The organism is Pseudomonas moraviensis subsp. stanleyae (assembly GCF_036283065.1).
Classification (GTDB): domain Bacteria; phylum Pseudomonadota; class Gammaproteobacteria; order Pseudomonadales; family Pseudomonadaceae; genus Aquipseudomonas; species Aquipseudomonas stanleyae.
The window spans coordinates 567,909-584,538 of sequence record NZ_JAADJI010000001.1 but is presented as its reverse complement, the minus strand read 5'-3'; the positions used below and the strand labels follow the sequence as shown (position 1 = coordinate 584,538).

Genomic DNA, 16,630 nt, shown 5'->3' with positions numbered 1-16,630 from the left:
TGGGAGCGAGCCTGCTCGCGAAGAGGCCCGCAAAAACACCGAAACTCTTTGCTCCTGCCGACTGTCCATTCCCCCCACAGACACTCTTAAACCTCTAAACAGTGGGCCGTCCCCCGCGCCCGGTGCTAATCTCCACCGCTTATTGCGCACAGTCGCGCCGCGACCCGATCCCGGGTTCAAGGAAGACGACTTCATCCACAGCCACGGAAATCGATCAGGTCATTCATGAATAAATCAGCAGGCGTGCTCCTCGGAATTGTTGTTGCCATCGGCGCGATCAGCGCAGGCGGGGCCTGGTACACCGGGACCAAAATCGAAGGCGTTCTGAACAACGCCGTGACCAACGCCAACAAAGAGCTGCAGACCGCCATGGCCGGCTCCAACGGCACCGCATCGCTGGAGCTGGTGTCGCTGGAGCGTCACACCTTCACCAGCACCGCGCACTATCGCCTCAAGGGCGAAGGCGAGATGTTCGGCGATGCGCCGGTCGAGTTGCTGTTCGTTGACCACATCGAACACGGCCCGCTGCCGTTCTCGCGTCTGGTTTCGTTGAAGTGGCTGCCGGTCATGGCCACCAGCAACTACGAACTGGAAAAGAGCCCGTCCACGGAAAAATGGTTCGCCGCTACCAATGGCGCCGCGCCGCTCAAGGGCGTGACCAACATCGGCTACGACGAATCGACCACCAGCACTCTGAACCTGGTGCCGTTCGAAACCGCGCTGGATGAACAATCGAGCCTGAAGTTCTCCGGGCTGAGCATGGACATCGCCGCCAGCGCCCAGGCGCAGAAGGTCAAGGCCGACGGTTACATGGACAACCTGAAACTGGTCACCGTGTCGGAAGACCAGGCGCCGGTGCAGGTCGAGCTCAACGGCTTGACGCTGGCGAGCAACCTCGCCAAGAGCAGCTACGGCTACTACACCGGGGAAAACACCCTGGAAGTGACCAGCAGCAAAACCACCTTTGGCGCCAAGCCGATGGTGCTGGGCGTGAAGAACTTCGAAATGAAGAACCGCACCGAAGAAAACGGCAGCAACGCCTCGGGCCGTGCCGATTACAAAATCGGCGAAGTGACCCTCAACGACAAGAAAGTCGGTTCGGCAGCCATGGCCATGAGCCTGAAGAACCTCGACATCCCGTCGACCATGTCGCTGATGCAGATCTACCAGACCAAGTTGCAGCCGTACGAAAAAGCCGCCGCCGAAGCCGCCGCACAGGGTCTGCCGGCACCTGAGCTGAATCTGACCGAAGCGGAAAATGTTCAGGTCAAAGCCGATCTGCAGAAGCTGCTGGCCGCCGGCCCGCAACTGGCGCTGGAGAACCTGTCGTTCAACACCGCCAACGGTGAAAGCCGCGCCAATCTGGTGATCGACCTGACCAAGCCGCAATCGATGGACCTGCCACCGGATCAACTCGGCAAGCAGCTGATCGCATTGCTCGACCTGAACATTCAGGTGTCCAAGCCGATGCTGGTCGATCTGCTCAGCGTGCAGGCGCAACTCGATGGCCAGACTGACGCCAAAGCCATCGTCGATCAGTCCAAGGAAGCGGCGGACATGTTCGCTGGCATGGCGGTCGGCTCGCAATTGGCCGTCATCGACGGCACCAACGTGGTGACCAAGCTGCATTACGCAGCCAATCAGGTCGAATTCAACGGCCAGAAGATGACCGTCGAGCAGTTCATCGGCTTCCTGATGAGCAAGTTTGCCGGCGTCACCCAAGTGCAATAAATCCACCGCGCGCCACCCGAACGCCCGGCCCCTGTGTGAACAGGCGCCGGGCGTTTTGCTGTACGGGTTTTGTATAGAAGGGCCGATTCTGAACAATTATTGCGCTGTGAAAATTCGCTCTCGCTTGCGTGCAGACTGCTTCACCAAGCTTGGCCGAAGGTTGTCACTGTCGGCCACCGTTACGAATGGGCAAGGAGGGCATTGCGACCCGGCTGGCCATGTAAGGATGCTGACGAATGCCGCGTATTGATGGTCCTGTATTACATCGTGGTTTGCGCCCTTTGTTCCGACTCGCCCTGTGCAGCCAGTTGCTCTGGCCGCTGCTGGCGTTGGCTGACACACCGTACGACGAGATGGTGCGCGATGCCCGAGCCGGGCACTACACGCCTGCGCTGACGGTATTGCGCCAGGTGCCGCCGGGTCAGGCCAGCGATGGCCAGATCAGCGACCACCTGCAAATCGCCAGTTGGGCCGGGCTCGATGCCGAAGTGGTCAAGGTCTATGAAACCCAGGGTCGCGACCGCGTCCTGCCGGTGCAGGCGCTGACCGCCGCTGCGCGTGCCTATCGCAACCTCAAGCGCTGGGACCAGGCTATCCAGGTGTATAACCAGGCGCTGGCGCTGGAGCCGGACAACGCTGACCTGCAACTGGGTCTCGCGCTGACCCAGGCTGATTCCGGCAAACCCGATCAGGCCGTCACCCGCGCCCAGGCGCTGGTCGCCGCCAAACCCGACGATCCGTCACGCCGCCTCGCCCTGGGCTACGCCCTCGGCCGCGCCGGCAAACAGTACGACGCTCTCTTTGAATTCGATCAGGCCTTTATCCGCGCCGGCAACAAACCGGAAGTCGCCCGCGAATACGTGGTCGCGCTGCAAAAGGCCCGTCTGCCTGAGCCGGCGCTGCGCCTGGCCAGTCAGCGTCCCGGTCTGATTGATCCGGTAACCCTGCGCCGCCTGGAAGGTGATCTCGCCGCCGAGCGCGTGCGCCTCGCCGAACTGGCCACCCGCAGCGAAAAAGAACGCTACGTCATTGCCGACCGCGCGCTGGCCGATTACGACAAATTGCTCGCCACCTGGACGCCCGATGCGACTGCCCATGACGACGTGACGCGCTGGCGCATCGACCGTATGGGCGCGCTCAAGGCCCGGGCGCGCACTGCCGACGTCATCAGCGAATATCAAAAGCTGCAAGCCGAGGGCGTGCAGATTCCGACCTACGCCCTGCGCTGGGTGGCGGCGTCTTATCTCGATCAGCGCGAGCCTGAGATCGCCACCGACCTGTATCGCCAGGTGCTGTCGGCGCCGGATGCCGATGTCGGTGATCGTCTCGAAGACACCACTGCGCTGTACTACTCGCTGCTGGAAAGCGACCGCGCCGACGAAGCACGCAAGGTCGCCGAAGACGCGGCGAAAACCCAGCGTCCGCGGGTCGAACTCAAGGGTCTGCCGATCGGCAACCCCAACGATGAGTGGATGGATGCCCAGCAACTTGCGGCGCAGGCAGGTATCTACAGTTCCGATCTGCCTCACGGCGAAGAACGTTTGCAGACTCTGATCGAGCAGGCGCCAGGCAACCTTGGCTTGCGTCTGGCCCTGGCCGATCTCTACCTCGCCCGCCAGATGCCGCGCCGCGCGGAAAGCCAGCTCAAGGAAGCCGAAAGCGCTGCACCGCGCGATGCGGGCCTGGAGGTTGCTCAGGCCCGCACCGCGATGGAGTTGCAGGAGTGGCGGCAGAACGATGCGCTGGTCGACGACGTGGTCGCGCGTTACCCGGACAACCGCCAGGTGCAGCGTCTGGCCCGCGAGCGCGAAGTGCATGACATGGCCGAACTGCGCGTCGAAGCCTACGGCGGCAAGGCCAACGGTGGCGGCAGCGGCGATGCCGGTGCGGTCAGCGGCAGCCGTGATTTCGGTATCCAGAGCACGCTGTACAGCCCGCCGATCAACGAAGACTGGCGCGTGTTCGCCGGCGCCGGTTATGCCACCGGTGATTTCGCCGAGGGCACCGGCCACCATCGCTTCCAGCGCGTCGGCCTGGAGCGGCGCACCCGTGACATGACCCTCGAAGCAGAAGTCTCGAATCACGATTACGGCTTCGGTGACAAACAGGGCGCGCGTCTGGCGATCGCCCGCGACATCAACGATCACTGGCAGTACGGCGGCAGCCTCGAATACCTCTCGGCGGAAACGCCGCTGCGTGCACTCAACAGCGACATCAAGGCCAATGGCGGCAGCGCATTCCTGCGCTGGCGCGCCAACGAAAGCCGCGAGTGGCGCGTCTCGGTCAGCCCGTCGCACTTCAGCGATGGCAACAACCGTGTCGAAGCGTTGGTGACCGGACGTGAAGGTATCTACAGCGCGCCGAACATCCAGGTCGACGCTGGTCTGGAAGTCGGCACCAGCCACAACTCGAAATCCGACGACGTGCCGTACTTCAACCCCAAGTCGGACTTCAGCGTGATGCCGCTGGTCAACGTCAACCACGTGCTTTACCACCGCTACGAGACTTACTGGAGCCAGCAATTCCAGGCCGGCGCCGGCACCTACAGCCAGCGCGACCACGGCACCGGCGGCATGGCGTTGCTCGGTTATGGCCAACGCTACGCCTGGAACGACGTGTTCGATGTGGGCGGCATGTTCAGTGTGATCAACCGGCCTTACGACGGTGATCGGGAAACTGATCTGCGTCTGCTCGTCGACCTCACTTTCCGCTTCTAGAAGAGTTTGAAGATGCCTTTTATCTCGCGTTTCATCCTTCTGCTGGGAGCGCTGCTGGTCAGCGCCTGCGCCCAGCAAGCCCCGGCCTTCGCGCCGCCCTCCGAGCGCCCGGTCGCGGCCAGTGAACAACCGTGGCCAAAAAACCATGTGCTCGGCATCGCCTATCACGACGTTGAAGACCGTGATCCCGATCAGGCCGTGGTGGCAGTGCGCACCGAACGCATGATCGAGCAACTCGCCTGGCTGCGTGAAAACGGCTACAAACCGGTGACCGTCGACCAGATCATGGCCGCACGCAAGGGTGGGCCGGAGCTGCCGGCGAAAGCGGTGCTACTCAGCTTCGACGACGGTTATGCCAGCTTCTATACCCGCGTGCTGCCAGTGTTGCGTGCCTACAACTGGCACGCCTTGCTGGCTCCGGTCGGCATCTGGATCGACACACCGCTGAACCAGCCGGTGGACTTCGCCGGCACGCCGCGCAAGCGTTCGGACTTCCTGACCTGGGAGCAGATACGCGAAATCTCCAGGTCCGGGCTGGTGGAAATCGCCGCCCACACTGACGCCAGCCACAAAGGCATCCTCGCCAACCCGCAGGGCAACCTGCAACCGGCGGCGGCGACCCGGCGTTATGATCCGGTGACCAAGCGCTACGAATCCGAAGCCGATTTTCAGGCACGCATTCGTACCGACGTGAAAAACATTTCCGAGAAGATCCGCAAAGTCACCGGCTACAAACCGCGGGTCTGGGTCTGGCCGTACGGCGCTGCTGACGGCACGTCGCTGAGCGTGGTGGATGAAGAGGGCTACGAAATGGCCCTGACGCTGGACGACGGTCTCGACACGCTCGATAACCTGATGAGCGGGCCGCGCTTCCTCGTAGCCTCCGACCCTGATGGCGAACATTTCGCCAACAGCATCGTCTCGGTGCAGGCCGAAGCGCCGATGCGCGTGGTGCACGTCGATCTGGATAACGTCTACGACCCGGACCCGGCGCAACAGGACATCAACCTCGGCAAACTGGTGCAGCGCATGGCTGACCTGGGCGCCAGCACGGTGTTCCTGCAGGCCTTCGCCGATCCCAAGGGCGATGGCCTGGTGCACTCGCTGTACTTCCCCAACCGCCACTTGCCGGTGCGCGCCGACCTGTTCGACCGCGTCGCCTGGCAACTGCGCACCCGCGCTCACGTGAAGGTCTATGCGTGGATGCCGGTGCTGAGTTTCGAGCTGGACTCTAGACTGCCGCGTGTGACCCGTTGGGACCCGAAAACCGGGACCACCTCGGTCGATCCCAAACAGTACAAGCGCCTGTCGCCGTTCAACCCTGAAGTGCGCAAGATCATCGGTGAAATCTACGAAGATCTGGCGCGCCTGACCTCGGTCGATGGCGTTCTTTACCATGACGATGCGGTGCTGTCGGATTTCGAAGATGCGACTCCAGAAGCGTTGAAGGCCTACGCCGCACAAGGATTGCCCGGCTCGATTGCCGCGCTGCGCGACGACCCGGCGGCGATGCAACGCTGGACCCGCTTCAAGAGCCGCTACCTGATCGACTTCACCAACGAACTCACTGCCAGGGTCCGCGTAATTCGCGGCCCGCAGGTGCTGACCGCGCGCAATATCTTCGCCGAGCCGATGCTCAATCCCGAGAGCGAAGCGTGGTTCGCACAGAATCTCGACGACTTCCTCGCCACCTACGACTGGACGGCGCCGATGGCCATGCCGCTGATGGAAAAACAGACGGTGGCCGAGTCCGGGCCGTGGCTGGAAGAACTGGTTGCCACGGTGAAGAAACGCCCCGGTGCGCTGAATCGCACGGTGTTCGAATTGCAGGCGCGGGACTGGAACCAGAAGGATCAGGCCGACATCGATGCCGCACAACTGGCGGACTGGATGGGCCGGCTCAAGCGCCAGGGCGCGACCAGTTTCGGTTACTACCCGGACAACTTCCTCGACAACTTGCCGGACCTGAAAACCGTAAGGCCTGCACTCTCCAACAAATGGAATCCATAACATGCTGGATAGACTGTTAGCCCTGCTTGTTCTGGCGATCGTTCTTGGCGTTCCGCTGGGGCTGATTTTCCTGGTGACCGGCCAGTTCCTGATGTCGTTCGTGTTCTTCTACCCGCTGTTCATGTCCGGGTTGTGGATCGCCGGCGGCCTGTATTTCTGGCTGCACTGGGAGCGCCACTGGCCGTGGCAGGACGACACCCTGCCGCCACCGCTGGAAGGCGAGCCACTGATTTCGATCCTGATCCCTTGCTACAACGAAGGCGACAACGCTGCCGACACTATCCACGCGGCGCTGGCGCAGCATTACCCGAACATCGAAGTCATCGCGATCAACGACGGCTCCAAGGACAACACCGCCGCGGTCCTCGATGCGCTGGCCAAGGAAGATCCGCGACTGCGGGTTCTGCATCTGGCGGAAAACCAGGGCAAGGCGGTGGCCCTGCGCATGGGCGCTATCGCTGCGCGCAGTGAGTATCTGGTGTGCATCGATGGTGACGCCTTGCTTGCGCCGAATACGGCAGCTTATCTGGTCGCGCCGATGCTGGATAACGCACGTCTCGGCGCGGTGACTGGCAACCCGCGTATCCGTACGCGTTCGACCTTGATCGGGCGGGTGCAGGTTGGCGAGTTCTCTTCGATCATCGGCTTGATCAAACGCACGCAACGGGTGTTCGGACGCATCTTCACCGTCTCCGGTGTGATCGTCGCGTTCCGCCGCACCGCGCTGAACCGGGTGGGTTACTGGAGTCCGGACATGATCACCGAAGACATCGACATCAGCTGGAAGCTGCAACTCGATCACTGGAGCATCTTCTACGAACCGCGCGCGCTGTGCTGGATCCTCATGCCGGAAACCATCGGTGGTCTGTGGAAGCAGCGTCTGCGCTGGGCTCAGGGCGGCGCCGAAGTGCTGTTCAAGAACATTCGCGGCATCTGGCAGTACCGCCATCGCTACCTGTGGCCGCTGTTGTTCGAATACTGCCTGTCCACCGGTTGGGCGTTCACCTTCCTGCTGTCGGTGATTTTCTGGGGCATGGGCAAGTTCATGGTCATGCCGGACGCGATCGCCGTGGATCACTTGATGCCGCCGGCCTTCACCGGTCTGTTGCTGGCAGTGGTCTGCCTGGTGCAGTTCGCGGTCAGCATCGTCATCGATCGCCGCTATGAGCCGGGTCTGGGCAAGACCATGTTCTGGGTGGTCTGGTATCCGTTGGTGTTCTGGCTCGTCAGTCTGCTGACCACCCTGGTCAGTTTCCCCAAGGTGTTGTTCAGCCAACACAAAAAACGCGCGCGCTGGGTCAGTCCTGATCGGGGTATCAAACCGCTGGGCGACGACCAGGAGGAAGTCATCAAATGAAAATTATCCGCACCCGCCAGCGGCCCATTCTGGTGGTGATCGACGTCATCCTCACCGTCCTGGCATGGGTTGGCCTGCTGTTCCTGCTGGTACGCGGGTTATGGCCATTGATCGAAACCAGCGGCGGCCCGCGCATCGATCATTCGGCGTTCGACGCCTTGGGCACTTTGCAGGTTTATCTGTGGGTGGCGCTGGTCAACGCCGTGATCCTGATCGGTTGGGCGCGTTACCAGCAACGCAAAAGCCGCAGCTTCGCTCAGCGCCGTTTACCCTCGCCGGTAATCGGCGATGAAGGGCTGAGCAAGAGCTTCAAACTCTGCGATGAGCGTTTCCAGAAACTGCGCACGCCCGGGGTGATGACCATTCACAACGATCAGGACGGCGATATCAGCCACGTGGAAACGCATTTCTGGCCGGTGCAGCAGCAGGCTCTACCCGCGCCGCTGGCACCCCTGGAGCATCCACGGGTGATCTTTCTGCATGCCGAAGAAGATGACAATCGCGAGCCGGTGAAGCGCCTCACGTGAACTCCACTGTAGAGCTGCCGAAGGCTGCGATCTTTTGATTTTGCTTATGTAAAACAAGATCAAGAGATCGCAGCCTCGTTGCACTCGTCAGCTCCTGCAGGATCGGTGTCAGGCCTGAATCAGCGTCCAGGCTTCTTTCATCCGCAAAGGTTGCTTCATCCGCTCGGCCAGCAACGCCATCGCGCGTTGCTTGTCGCAGGCTACCGCCGCGACAACGATGCCGCCTTTTGCGAACAGGCCAATGAATGGCGGCTTTTCCGGCTCGCCGCTGAACTCGACCTCGTCCCATTCGGCAGCGTGGCCGAGATAGTCGTAGTTCTTGCCAAAGTGATAGGTCCAGAAAAACGGCACATCCAGATAGTGCTCCTCGCCACCGAGCATGTTGGCGGCGGCGATGCGCGCGTGTTGCTGGGCCAGGCGCCAGTGTTCGATGCGGGTCGGCTGGCCGCTCAACGGGAACGTGGCGATATCGCCGATGGCCCACAAGCCATCAGTCACGCGCATGCCGTCATCCACGCGCAGCGATTGGTCCTCCTCTTTCGGCAATGATTCGAACGCCTCGGTAGCCGGGTGGACGCCGACGCCGGCGAGAACAAGATCCGCCGCCAGGCGCAGACCGTTGTCGAGCAGCACGCCCTCGACCTTGTCTTCGCCAAAGATCTCGGTAGCCTCGTGCTCGCTGATGAACTTCACCCCGTGCTCTTCGTGCAGTGCGCGAATCGCCTTGCCCACCGCTTCGCCGAACTGCTTGGCGAAGGCGATTGCGTGACGCGCGAGCACGGTGACGTCGAGACCGTACTCGCGCAGCGCCGATGCGCATTCCAGGGCAATGAAGCTGTCGCCGATGATCACCGCACGTTGACCGGGCTGAGCGGCGTTGATGATCTGTTCAGCCTGGGCTTTCGAACGCAGGACGAAGACATTGGCCAGCTCAGCGCCGGGCAGTTTCAGCGGATTGGGCGCGCCACCCGTGGCGAGTACCGCGGCGTCGTAACGCAGTATTGCGCCGTTATCCAAATGAAGGGTTTTGCCTGGAGCGTCGAGTGCGCTGACTTCGCTTTGTACGCGTTCGATGCGTTGCGCTTGATAGAAGGCTTCATCGCGCAGGGGCGGGACCTCTTTCGGCGACATCTCCCCGGCGAGCACAAATTTGCTCAACACCGTGCGGTCGTAGCCGGCATCCGATTCGCCGTCGACGAGCACAACGCGCCCGCCGAAACCTTTTTCCCGCAACGCTGCCGCGCACGCCGTACCTGCGGCGCCTGCGCCGACCACCACGAAGGTTCTTGGATCGTCGGCCGGCGGGGTGTGCGGATCGGGCAGGGGCTGGTCATCGACCCAGATCTCCTCGCCGCGCAACTCCAGCGGATAGCGCCTGAGACTGTCCAGCGACGGCGGCTCGCACAGGCCACCGTCCTCGGCGCGGTACGCGGCTTTGTGCCAAGGGCAAATCAACCTGCCGTGGCACAAAGCACCCTCGGCCAAGGGCGCACCAGCATGCGGGCACAGGCCTTGAAACGCCCGCAACTCTGCGTTGGCACGCAGCAGGACGATCTTGCAGTCGCCTATCTCGACTTGCAGGCCACGGTCTTGCGGGACATCGGCGAAACGGGCGACACGGTGCAGGGACATCTTCGGCTTCCTCGCAGGCATTTCTCTTGTGAGTTGAGGCCGCCGCGCGAGGTTCAGCCATTTGCTACTGCCAAGGCATGAACGGTACAGCTATAGTCTGCGGGCCGACGACGGCCTCACTGCACAAGGTGCTCCCGGAATGACCCGATTGACCTCTCTCAACCCATGGCTGGCGGCCATCGCCGTGACCCTTTGCGTGCAGTTCCCGGCGCAGGCCCAGGAGCGCTTCACCCTGAGCATCCCAGGCGTATCGGACAACCGTCTGTTCACCTCGGCAGCCGCCAGTGACGCGCCCGGCTGCGGCGGCAAGAACCAGTCGCCGGCGCTGAGCTGGAACGCCGGCCCCGCCGGAACCCAGAGCTACGCCATCGTCATGCACGACCCGGACGGCCAGAAAGGCCTGGGCGTCGATCACTGGATTCACTATGGGATCAAACCCACCACCCACCAGATCGCGGCCGGCGTCGGCGCCAAATCCGCCCTCGAAGGCGTCGGCGGCACCAACAGCAAAGGCAACACCCATTACATGGGCCCGTGCCCGCCAGTGGGTGACAGCGCGCACCATTACATCATCCAGATCTACGCCCTCGACCTCGCCCCGGACGCTTTGCCGGCCGGCCTGACCCGCACCGAGTTGATGGAGAAAATCAAAGGCCACGTGCTGCGCAACAGCAGCGCCGTGCGGCGTTATCACCGCTGAGGTTGTGCCGCTCAGCAGCGGCTGACCGCGCCAATCCCCCAGCCATTTGGCATTGCCCCGCGAAAACGCGCACTATCGAGCCATTGCCAATGCGCTGGAGGACACCGTGGCAGCAAAAATCGACCGCATCGCCCAGCTACTCAACTGCCCGGAGAAGGGCGAACAAATGCGGCGTGCAGTAACCGAGACACGTAAGGAATTTCTGCTGAATCAGCCGGAAGAAGACCTCGTTGAAGAAGACGAGGAGTTTGACGAGGTTGAGGAGGAGGGGGATGACGATGAATATGATGAGTTCGACTGGACGACGGAGTGACGTGCTTTGAAATCCTACCTCCATATGCGATGGATGCGTTTACCCTTGACCGCGAATAGCTGACGCCTGCGCGCCGTGGACTATTTGCTGATTGACCCAAGACTTCTTAAAAGAGCACTATTAGGTACTTTTTTACGTACCTTTGGAGTCGTTATGGAGCAGCTGCTTGCTAATCGCTCGGTGAGTATTACCGAATTGAAACGCAGTCCCAGTACGGTGATTGACCAAGCTGGGACAGAACCCATCGCCGTTCTCAACCATAATCGTCCGGCTGCCTATTTATTAGCCCATGCGACATATCAAGAACTATTAGATCGTCTTCGAGCGGCTGAATTGCGTGAAGCGATTGCTGCAAGTCGAAATGATCCTCGTCCACCTGTTGCAGCCGATACGGTATTTGCAGAGCTTGATGCGCTTATAGATGGCATCGAAGCTGAGCAAAATCACGGATGAGGCGATTATTATTTTCAGAAATTTCCCGAGATGATCTGTTGCAGATTGCCCGCTATATCGCTCGTGACAATCCTGGACGTGCTCGTTCTTTCGTCGCCGAATTACATATGCGATGTGCTCAGTTGACCAGTTTGCCAAATCAAGGAATTGCCCGGGAGGATTGCGCCAAAGGTCTGAAAATGATCACTCACGGCAGATACCTGATTTTCTACTCAATATTGAAAAGTGATGTGCTGATAGAGCGGGTACTACATGGCGCGCGGGATATAACGCGGCTATTTGATACCCCCACCACGGATCAGCCTCAGTAAGTCTCATATATCGTTACCCACAAAAAAGCCCCGGACCATCACAGTCCGGGGCTTTCTCGTTTGATTCATGGTGCACCAGGCGGGATTCGAACCCACGACCCCTGCCTTCGGAGGGCAGTACTCTATCCAGCTGAGCTACTGGTGCAGCGGGCGACATCATACCTAGGTCGGCTCGGGGCGTCCATGCCGGGTTTGGCGGGTTTTGTCAGTGTGCGTGTCGGCGCAAAATCGCTGCATTCCTTAAAGCGGTAACGTCCTGCAAAACCCTCGCTTGGCGCTTTGCCGGGGTTGATCTAAGGTTTTTCCTGCGGCACGGATTTTCGGTGCGTTGATCTGAAAAGCGGCATTTTTGTTCTTTTTTTCGAACGACCTATTGTCCTTTACCCCCTTTGAACCTACGATCCGTTTGAGATTTCAAACGCTCGTTGACGGGATGTTGCAGCGCAGGTGCGCCCGGTCGTGCACTGTAGATGCGCCACAATCCGCTCACTGATTTCCCTGACGGCAGCCTTGCGAGGCGCCTTTCTACAATCATAATTTGCTCCGCGCAGGCCGCGGTGCTGTTAAGGAAAGCCGACATGCAGCTTAAAGACACCCAGTTGTTCCGCCAGCAAGCCTTCATCGATGGCGCTTGGGTCGATGCCGACAACGGTCAGACGATCAAGGTCAACAACCCGGCCACCGGCGAAATCCTCGGCACCGTGCCGAAGATGGGCGCCGCTGAAACCCGCCGTGCCATCGAGGCCGCTGATAAGGCGCTGCCGGCTTGGCGTGCGCTGACCGCCAAAGAGCGTGCCGGCAAGCTGCGTCGCTGGTTCGAGCTGATGATCGAGAATCAGGACGATCTCGCACGCCTGATGACCCTCGAGCAGGGCAAGCCGCTGGCCGAAGCCAAGGGCGAAATCGTTTACGCCGCTTCGTTCATCGAATGGTTCGCTGAAGAAGCCAAGCGCATCTACGGTGACGTGATCCCGGGCCATCAGCCGGACAAGCGCCTGATCGTGATCAAGCAGCCGATCGGCGTCACCGCTGCGATCACTCCGTGGAACTTCCCGGCAGCAATGATCACTCGCAAGGCCGGCCCAGCACTGGCCGCCGGTTGCACCATGGTGCTCAAGCCGGCTTCGCAAACTCCATTTTCCTTTTTCGCCCTGGCCGAACTGGCCCAGCGCGCGGGCATTCCGGCGGGCGTGTTCAGCGTGGTCTCCGGCAGCGCTGGCGACATCGGCAGCGAGCTGACCAGCAACCCGATCGTGCGCAAACTGTCCTTCACCGGCTCGACCGAAATCGGTCGCCAGTTGATGGCCGAATGCGCCAAGGACATCAAGAAAGTCTCGCTGGAACTGGGCGGCAACGCGCCGTTCATCGTGTTCGACGACGCGGACCTGGATAAGGCCGTCGAAGGCGCGATCATCTCCAAGTACCGCAACAACGGCCAGACCTGCGTCTGCGCCAACCGTCTGTACATTCAGGACGCGGTCTACGATGCGTTCGCCGAGAAGCTGAAAGTGGCCGTGGCCAAACTGAAAATCGGCAACGGTCTGGAAGACGGTACCACCACCGGCCCGCTGATCGACGAAAAAGCCGTGGCCAAGGTTCAGGAACACATCGCTGACGCCGTGAGCAAAGGCGCCACCGTTTTGGCTGGCGGCAAGGCGATGGAAGGCAATTTCTTCGAGCCGACCATTCTCACCAACGTGCCGAAAAACGCTGCCGTGGCCAAGGAAGAAACCTTCGGTCCGCTGGCGCCGCTGTTCCGCTTCAAAGACGAAGCCGAAGTGATCGCCATGTCCAACGACACCGAGTTCGGTCTGGCCTCGTATTTCTACGCACGTGACCTCGGCCGTGTGTTCCGTGTCGCCGAAGCGCTGGAATACGGCATGGTCGGCGTCAACACCGGGCTGATCTCCAACGAAGTCGCGCCGTTCGGCGGTATCAAGGCCTCGGGCCTGGGCCGTGAAGGCTCCAAGTACGGCATCGAAGATTACCTGGAAATCAAATACCTCTGCCTGGGCATCTAAGCCGAGAAAGGGATCGCTGCAAACGCAAAGGGCACGAGAGCGCTGTCCCTTTGCGTCGTTTCAAACAGGAATTTTCTCTGCGGCCGGGAACGCCGTGGCAGTCGATCATCGCATGCTGCCACCGCCGATTCCTCCCGCTTCATCCTTGAACCACGCCGCCCGATGAGCGGCGAATGAGGACTGTAATGAGCAAGACTAACGCTGAACTGATGGCCCGTCGTACCGCAGCTGTTCCACGTGGTGTTGGCCAGATTCACCCGATCTTCGCCGAGTCGGCAAAGAACGCTACCGTGACTGACGTTGAAGGTCGTGAGTTCATCGACTTCGCTGGCGGCATCGCTGTACTGAACACCGGCCACGTGCACCCGAAAATCATTGCCGCCGTGACCGAGCAGCTGAACAAGCTGACCCACACCTGCTTCCAGGTGCTGGCGTATGAGCCGTACGTTGAGCTGTGCGAAAAAATCAACGCCAAGGTGCCAGGTGATTTCGCCAAGAAAACCCTGCTGGTCACCACCGGTTCCGAAGCGGTAGAAAACGCCGTGAAGATCGCCCGTGCCGCCACCGGCCGCGCCGGCGTGATCGCTTTCACCGGCGCTTACCATGGTCGCACGATGATGACCCTCGGCCTGACCGGTAAAGTCGTGCCGTACTCGGCGGGCATGGGCCTGATGCCAGGCGGCATCTTCCGCGCGCTGTACCCGAACGAACTGCACGGCGTGAGCATCGACGATTCGATCGCTTCCATCGAACGCATTTTCAAGAACGACGCCGAGCCGAAAGACATCGCCGCGATCATCATCGAACCGGTGCAAGGCGAAGGTGGTTTCTACGTCGCGCCGAAAGACTTCATGAAGCGTCTGCGCGCGCTGTGCGACCAGCACGGCATTCTGCTGATCGCTGACGAAGTGCAGACCGGCGCTGGCCGTACCGGCACCTTCTTCGCCATGGAGCAGATGGGCGTTGCCGCCGACCTGACCACCTTCGCCAAGTCCATCGCAGGCGGCTTTCCGCTGGCCGGCGTGTGTGGCAAGGCCGAATACATGGACGCCATCGCCCCGGGCGGCCTCGGCGGCACCTACGCCGGTAGCCCGATCGCTTGCGCCGCTGCGCTGGCGGTGATGGAAGTGTTTGAAGAAGAGCAATTGCTGGATCGCTGCAAGGCTGTCGGCGAGCGCCTGGTTACCGGCCTCAAGGCCATTCAGGCCAAGTACCCGGTGATCGGTGAAGTGCGTGCGCTGGGCGCGATGATCGCGGTCGAGCTGTTCGAAAACGGCGACAGCCACAAGCCAAACCCGACTGCGGTGGCAGCTGTAGTGGCCAAGGCACGTGACAAGGGCCTGATCCTGCTGTCCTGCGGAACTCACGGTAACGTGCTGCGCGTGCTGGTCCCGCTGACTTCGCCGGACGAGCAACTGGACAAAGGTCTGGCGATCATCGAAGAGTGCTTCTCTGAACTCTGATTCGTCGGTGTGACCTGCTCGACAAAAACCCGCTTCGGCGGGTTTTTTTACGCCCCTTGAAACACATCGGCGGTGTTTGCGCTGTAACGAATGGCCGGCATTGGCTAAGGTTCAGGCATTGCAAGGAGAGCGCGCATGATTGCCGTTGATTTACCCGCCGTACCCCGGGTGTTGATTGCCGAGGCGGATCCCTGGGCCCGCGACCTGCTCAAACAAGTGCTGCTCAACGTGCGCTGCGATGCGCGGCTGGATCTGTGTGCCGATGGTCAGCAGGCAATGTCGTTGCTCGGCGAGGTGCCCTATGACCTGGCCATCGTTGATTGGGAACTGCCAGGTATCGATGGCTTGCATGTGCTGCGCAGCGTCCGCCAGCGCAAACGCAATCCGCCGCTGCCGTTCATTCTCCTGAGCAGCCGCAACGACAGCGCCAGCGTGCGCGAAGCGATTCCGCTGGCGCCGACGGCGTACCTGACCAAACCGTTGAACATGGAAGGCCTGACCGAGCGCTTGCAGGGGTTGCTGCTCAATCCCGGCGAGGCCGTGGTTTGCGAAGTGCCGGCACTGGCGCCGGGCATGACCTTGTCGGTGTTTCTGGAGCGGCGTCGCGAGCAGGCCGATGGCGCGCCGCTGATGACCGACGTGCAAGTGGCGGTCAAGCGCAGCCTCAATCCCGAGGGGCTGGACCTCAAACTGCTGGAGGAAGAGATCCGCACCGATCCGCAGATCACCGCTGTGCTGATCGCGGCCGCCAACAGTGCTGCGCAGCATCACGGTGCACCTGTGCAGACTTTGGCGCAGGCGCTGCATCGACTCGGCACCGGGCAAAGCATGAACCTGATCCTCGGGCTGGCGCTCAAACGCAGCGCACGGCTCAGCGATCCATGCCTGGCGGATTACGCCGAGCGCTACTGGGGATTGTCCCTGCACACGGCGGAATATGCGCGCACGCTGGCGCGCTTGCTCGATCTGGATCAGGAGCGCTGCTATTGCGCGGGCATGCTGCATCGACTCGGCGATCTGGCGCTGCTGCGCTGCTTGCAGGAATGGCAGCAGGCCGGCGGCGAGCTGGACGAACTGGAAGAGGTCGGTGAAGCGTTGGCAAAGTTTGCCGCTTCTTACGGCTCGGCATTGAGAACTCGTTGGCGGCTGCCGCTGGAGCTGCGCGAGTTGATTGCTTCGGTCTATCAGCTCGGTGGTGGCGTTTACAGTCGTGAGGCGCTGGTGATGCACATGGCGGCGCAAATGGCGCGGCTGACCGAGCATGAGGGTGTTGAGGAACTGGCGCAGAGCCGGACGGCGCGGTTGCTCAAGATCGGCTTGCCGGAGTTGCTGCGGATGCGCAAATAAACAGATGTCACCGCCAGTCAATGTGGGAGCGAGCCTGCTCGCGAAGGC

The 16,630-nt window shown here is 61.2% G+C and carries 13 protein-coding genes and 1 tRNA gene; 12 read left to right on the top strand and 2 right to left on the bottom strand.

The genetic code is table 11. The features are described from left to right. The first annotated feature begins 225 nt into the window (after positions 1-225). The 5 genes from GXB78_RS02455 to pgaD all read left to right on the top strand — a co-directional run bounded on the left by GXB78_RS02455 (position 226) and on the right by pgaD (position 8,342). Positions 226-1,731: a YdgA family protein gene (locus tag GXB78_RS02455; RefSeq protein ID WP_329514007.1), complete on the top strand. Its 1,506-nt coding sequence runs from the start codon at positions 226-228 to the stop codon at positions 1,729-1,731. A 236-nt stretch (positions 1,732-1,967) separates the two neighbouring features. Then, complete coding sequence (gene pgaA / locus GXB78_RS02450) at positions 1,968-4,448, top strand: poly-beta-1,6 N-acetyl-D-glucosamine export porin PgaA (protein WP_329514006.1); 2,481 nt, start codon at positions 1,968-1,970, stop codon at positions 4,446-4,448. A gap of 12 nt (positions 4,449-4,460) precedes the next feature. Further along, positions 4,461-6,458, top strand: coding sequence for a poly-beta-1,6-N-acetyl-D-glucosamine N-deacetylase PgaB (pgaB, locus tag GXB78_RS02445; RefSeq protein ID WP_329514005.1), 1,998 nt, complete (start codon positions 4,461-4,463; stop codon positions 6,456-6,458). A gap of 1 nt (position 6,459) precedes the next feature. Continuing rightward, the gene (gene pgaC / locus GXB78_RS02440; RefSeq protein WP_329514004.1) at positions 6,460-7,815 is read left to right on the top strand and encodes a poly-beta-1,6-N-acetyl-D-glucosamine synthase; all 1,356 of its coding nucleotides are present in this window, start codon (positions 6,460-6,462) and stop codon (positions 7,813-7,815) included. Then, positions 7,812-8,342 (top strand): poly-beta-1,6-N-acetyl-D-glucosamine biosynthesis protein PgaD, encoded by a 531-nt coding sequence (pgaD, locus tag GXB78_RS02435; RefSeq protein WP_329514003.1) that lies wholly within the window; start codon positions 7,812-7,814, stop codon positions 8,340-8,342. The genes pgaC and pgaD overlap by 4 nt, the downstream gene beginning before the upstream one ends. A 108-nt stretch (positions 8,343-8,450) precedes the next feature. Here the strand turns inward: pgaD and GXB78_RS02430 are convergent, their stop codons facing one another. Next, positions 8,451-9,974 (bottom strand): FAD-dependent oxidoreductase, encoded by a 1,524-nt coding sequence (locus tag GXB78_RS02430; RefSeq protein WP_329514002.1) that lies wholly within the window; start codon positions 9,972-9,974, stop codon positions 8,451-8,453. 139 nt (positions 9,975-10,113) lie between these two features. Between GXB78_RS02430 and GXB78_RS02425 the strand changes: the two genes are divergently transcribed. From GXB78_RS02425 to GXB78_RS02410, 4 genes are all read left to right on the top strand, one after another. After that, positions 10,114-10,674, top strand: a complete 561-nt coding sequence (locus GXB78_RS02425) for a YbhB/YbcL family Raf kinase inhibitor-like protein (protein WP_329514001.1) — start codon at positions 10,114-10,116, stop codon at positions 10,672-10,674. Positions 10,675-10,720: 46 nt separating this feature from the next. Beyond that, a complete protein-coding gene (locus GXB78_RS02420; RefSeq protein ID WP_329514000.1) occupies positions 10,721-10,987 on the top strand; it encodes a hypothetical protein in 267 nt (88 codons plus the stop codon). Positions 10,988-11,062: 75 nt separating this feature from the next. Next, positions 11,063-11,440, top strand: coding sequence for a type II toxin-antitoxin system Phd/YefM family antitoxin (locus GXB78_RS02415; RefSeq protein ID WP_329513999.1), 378 nt, complete (start codon positions 11,063-11,065; stop codon positions 11,438-11,440). Beyond that, positions 11,437-11,751, top strand: a complete 315-nt coding sequence (locus tag GXB78_RS02410) for a type II toxin-antitoxin system RelE/ParE family toxin (RefSeq protein ID WP_329513998.1) — start codon at positions 11,437-11,439, stop codon at positions 11,749-11,751. The genes GXB78_RS02415 and GXB78_RS02410 overlap by 4 nt, the downstream gene beginning before the upstream one ends. Before the next feature lie 68 nt (positions 11,752-11,819). On the opposite strand, the gene GXB78_RS02405 is transcribed toward GXB78_RS02410, so the two are convergent. Further along, positions 11,820-11,896 (bottom strand) — tRNA-Arg (locus GXB78_RS02405). Positions 11,897-12,329: 433 nt separating this feature from the next. Between GXB78_RS02405 and gabD the strand changes: the two genes are divergently transcribed. The 3 genes from gabD to GXB78_RS02390 all read left to right on the top strand — a co-directional run bounded on the left by gabD (position 12,330) and on the right by GXB78_RS02390 (position 16,582). Continuing rightward, positions 12,330-13,772, top strand: coding sequence for an NADP-dependent succinate-semialdehyde dehydrogenase (gene gabD / locus GXB78_RS02400; RefSeq protein WP_329513997.1), 1,443 nt, complete (start codon positions 12,330-12,332; stop codon positions 13,770-13,772). Positions 13,773-13,957: 185 nt separating this feature from the next. Then, positions 13,958-15,235 (top strand): 4-aminobutyrate--2-oxoglutarate transaminase, encoded by a 1,278-nt coding sequence (gene gabT / locus GXB78_RS02395; protein WP_329513996.1) that lies wholly within the window; start codon positions 13,958-13,960, stop codon positions 15,233-15,235. Positions 15,236-15,370: 135 nt separating this feature from the next. After that, positions 15,371-16,582 (top strand): response regulator, encoded by a 1,212-nt coding sequence (locus tag GXB78_RS02390; RefSeq protein WP_329513995.1) that lies wholly within the window; start codon positions 15,371-15,373, stop codon positions 16,580-16,582. The last annotated feature ends 48 nt before the right edge of the window (positions 16,583-16,630 follow it).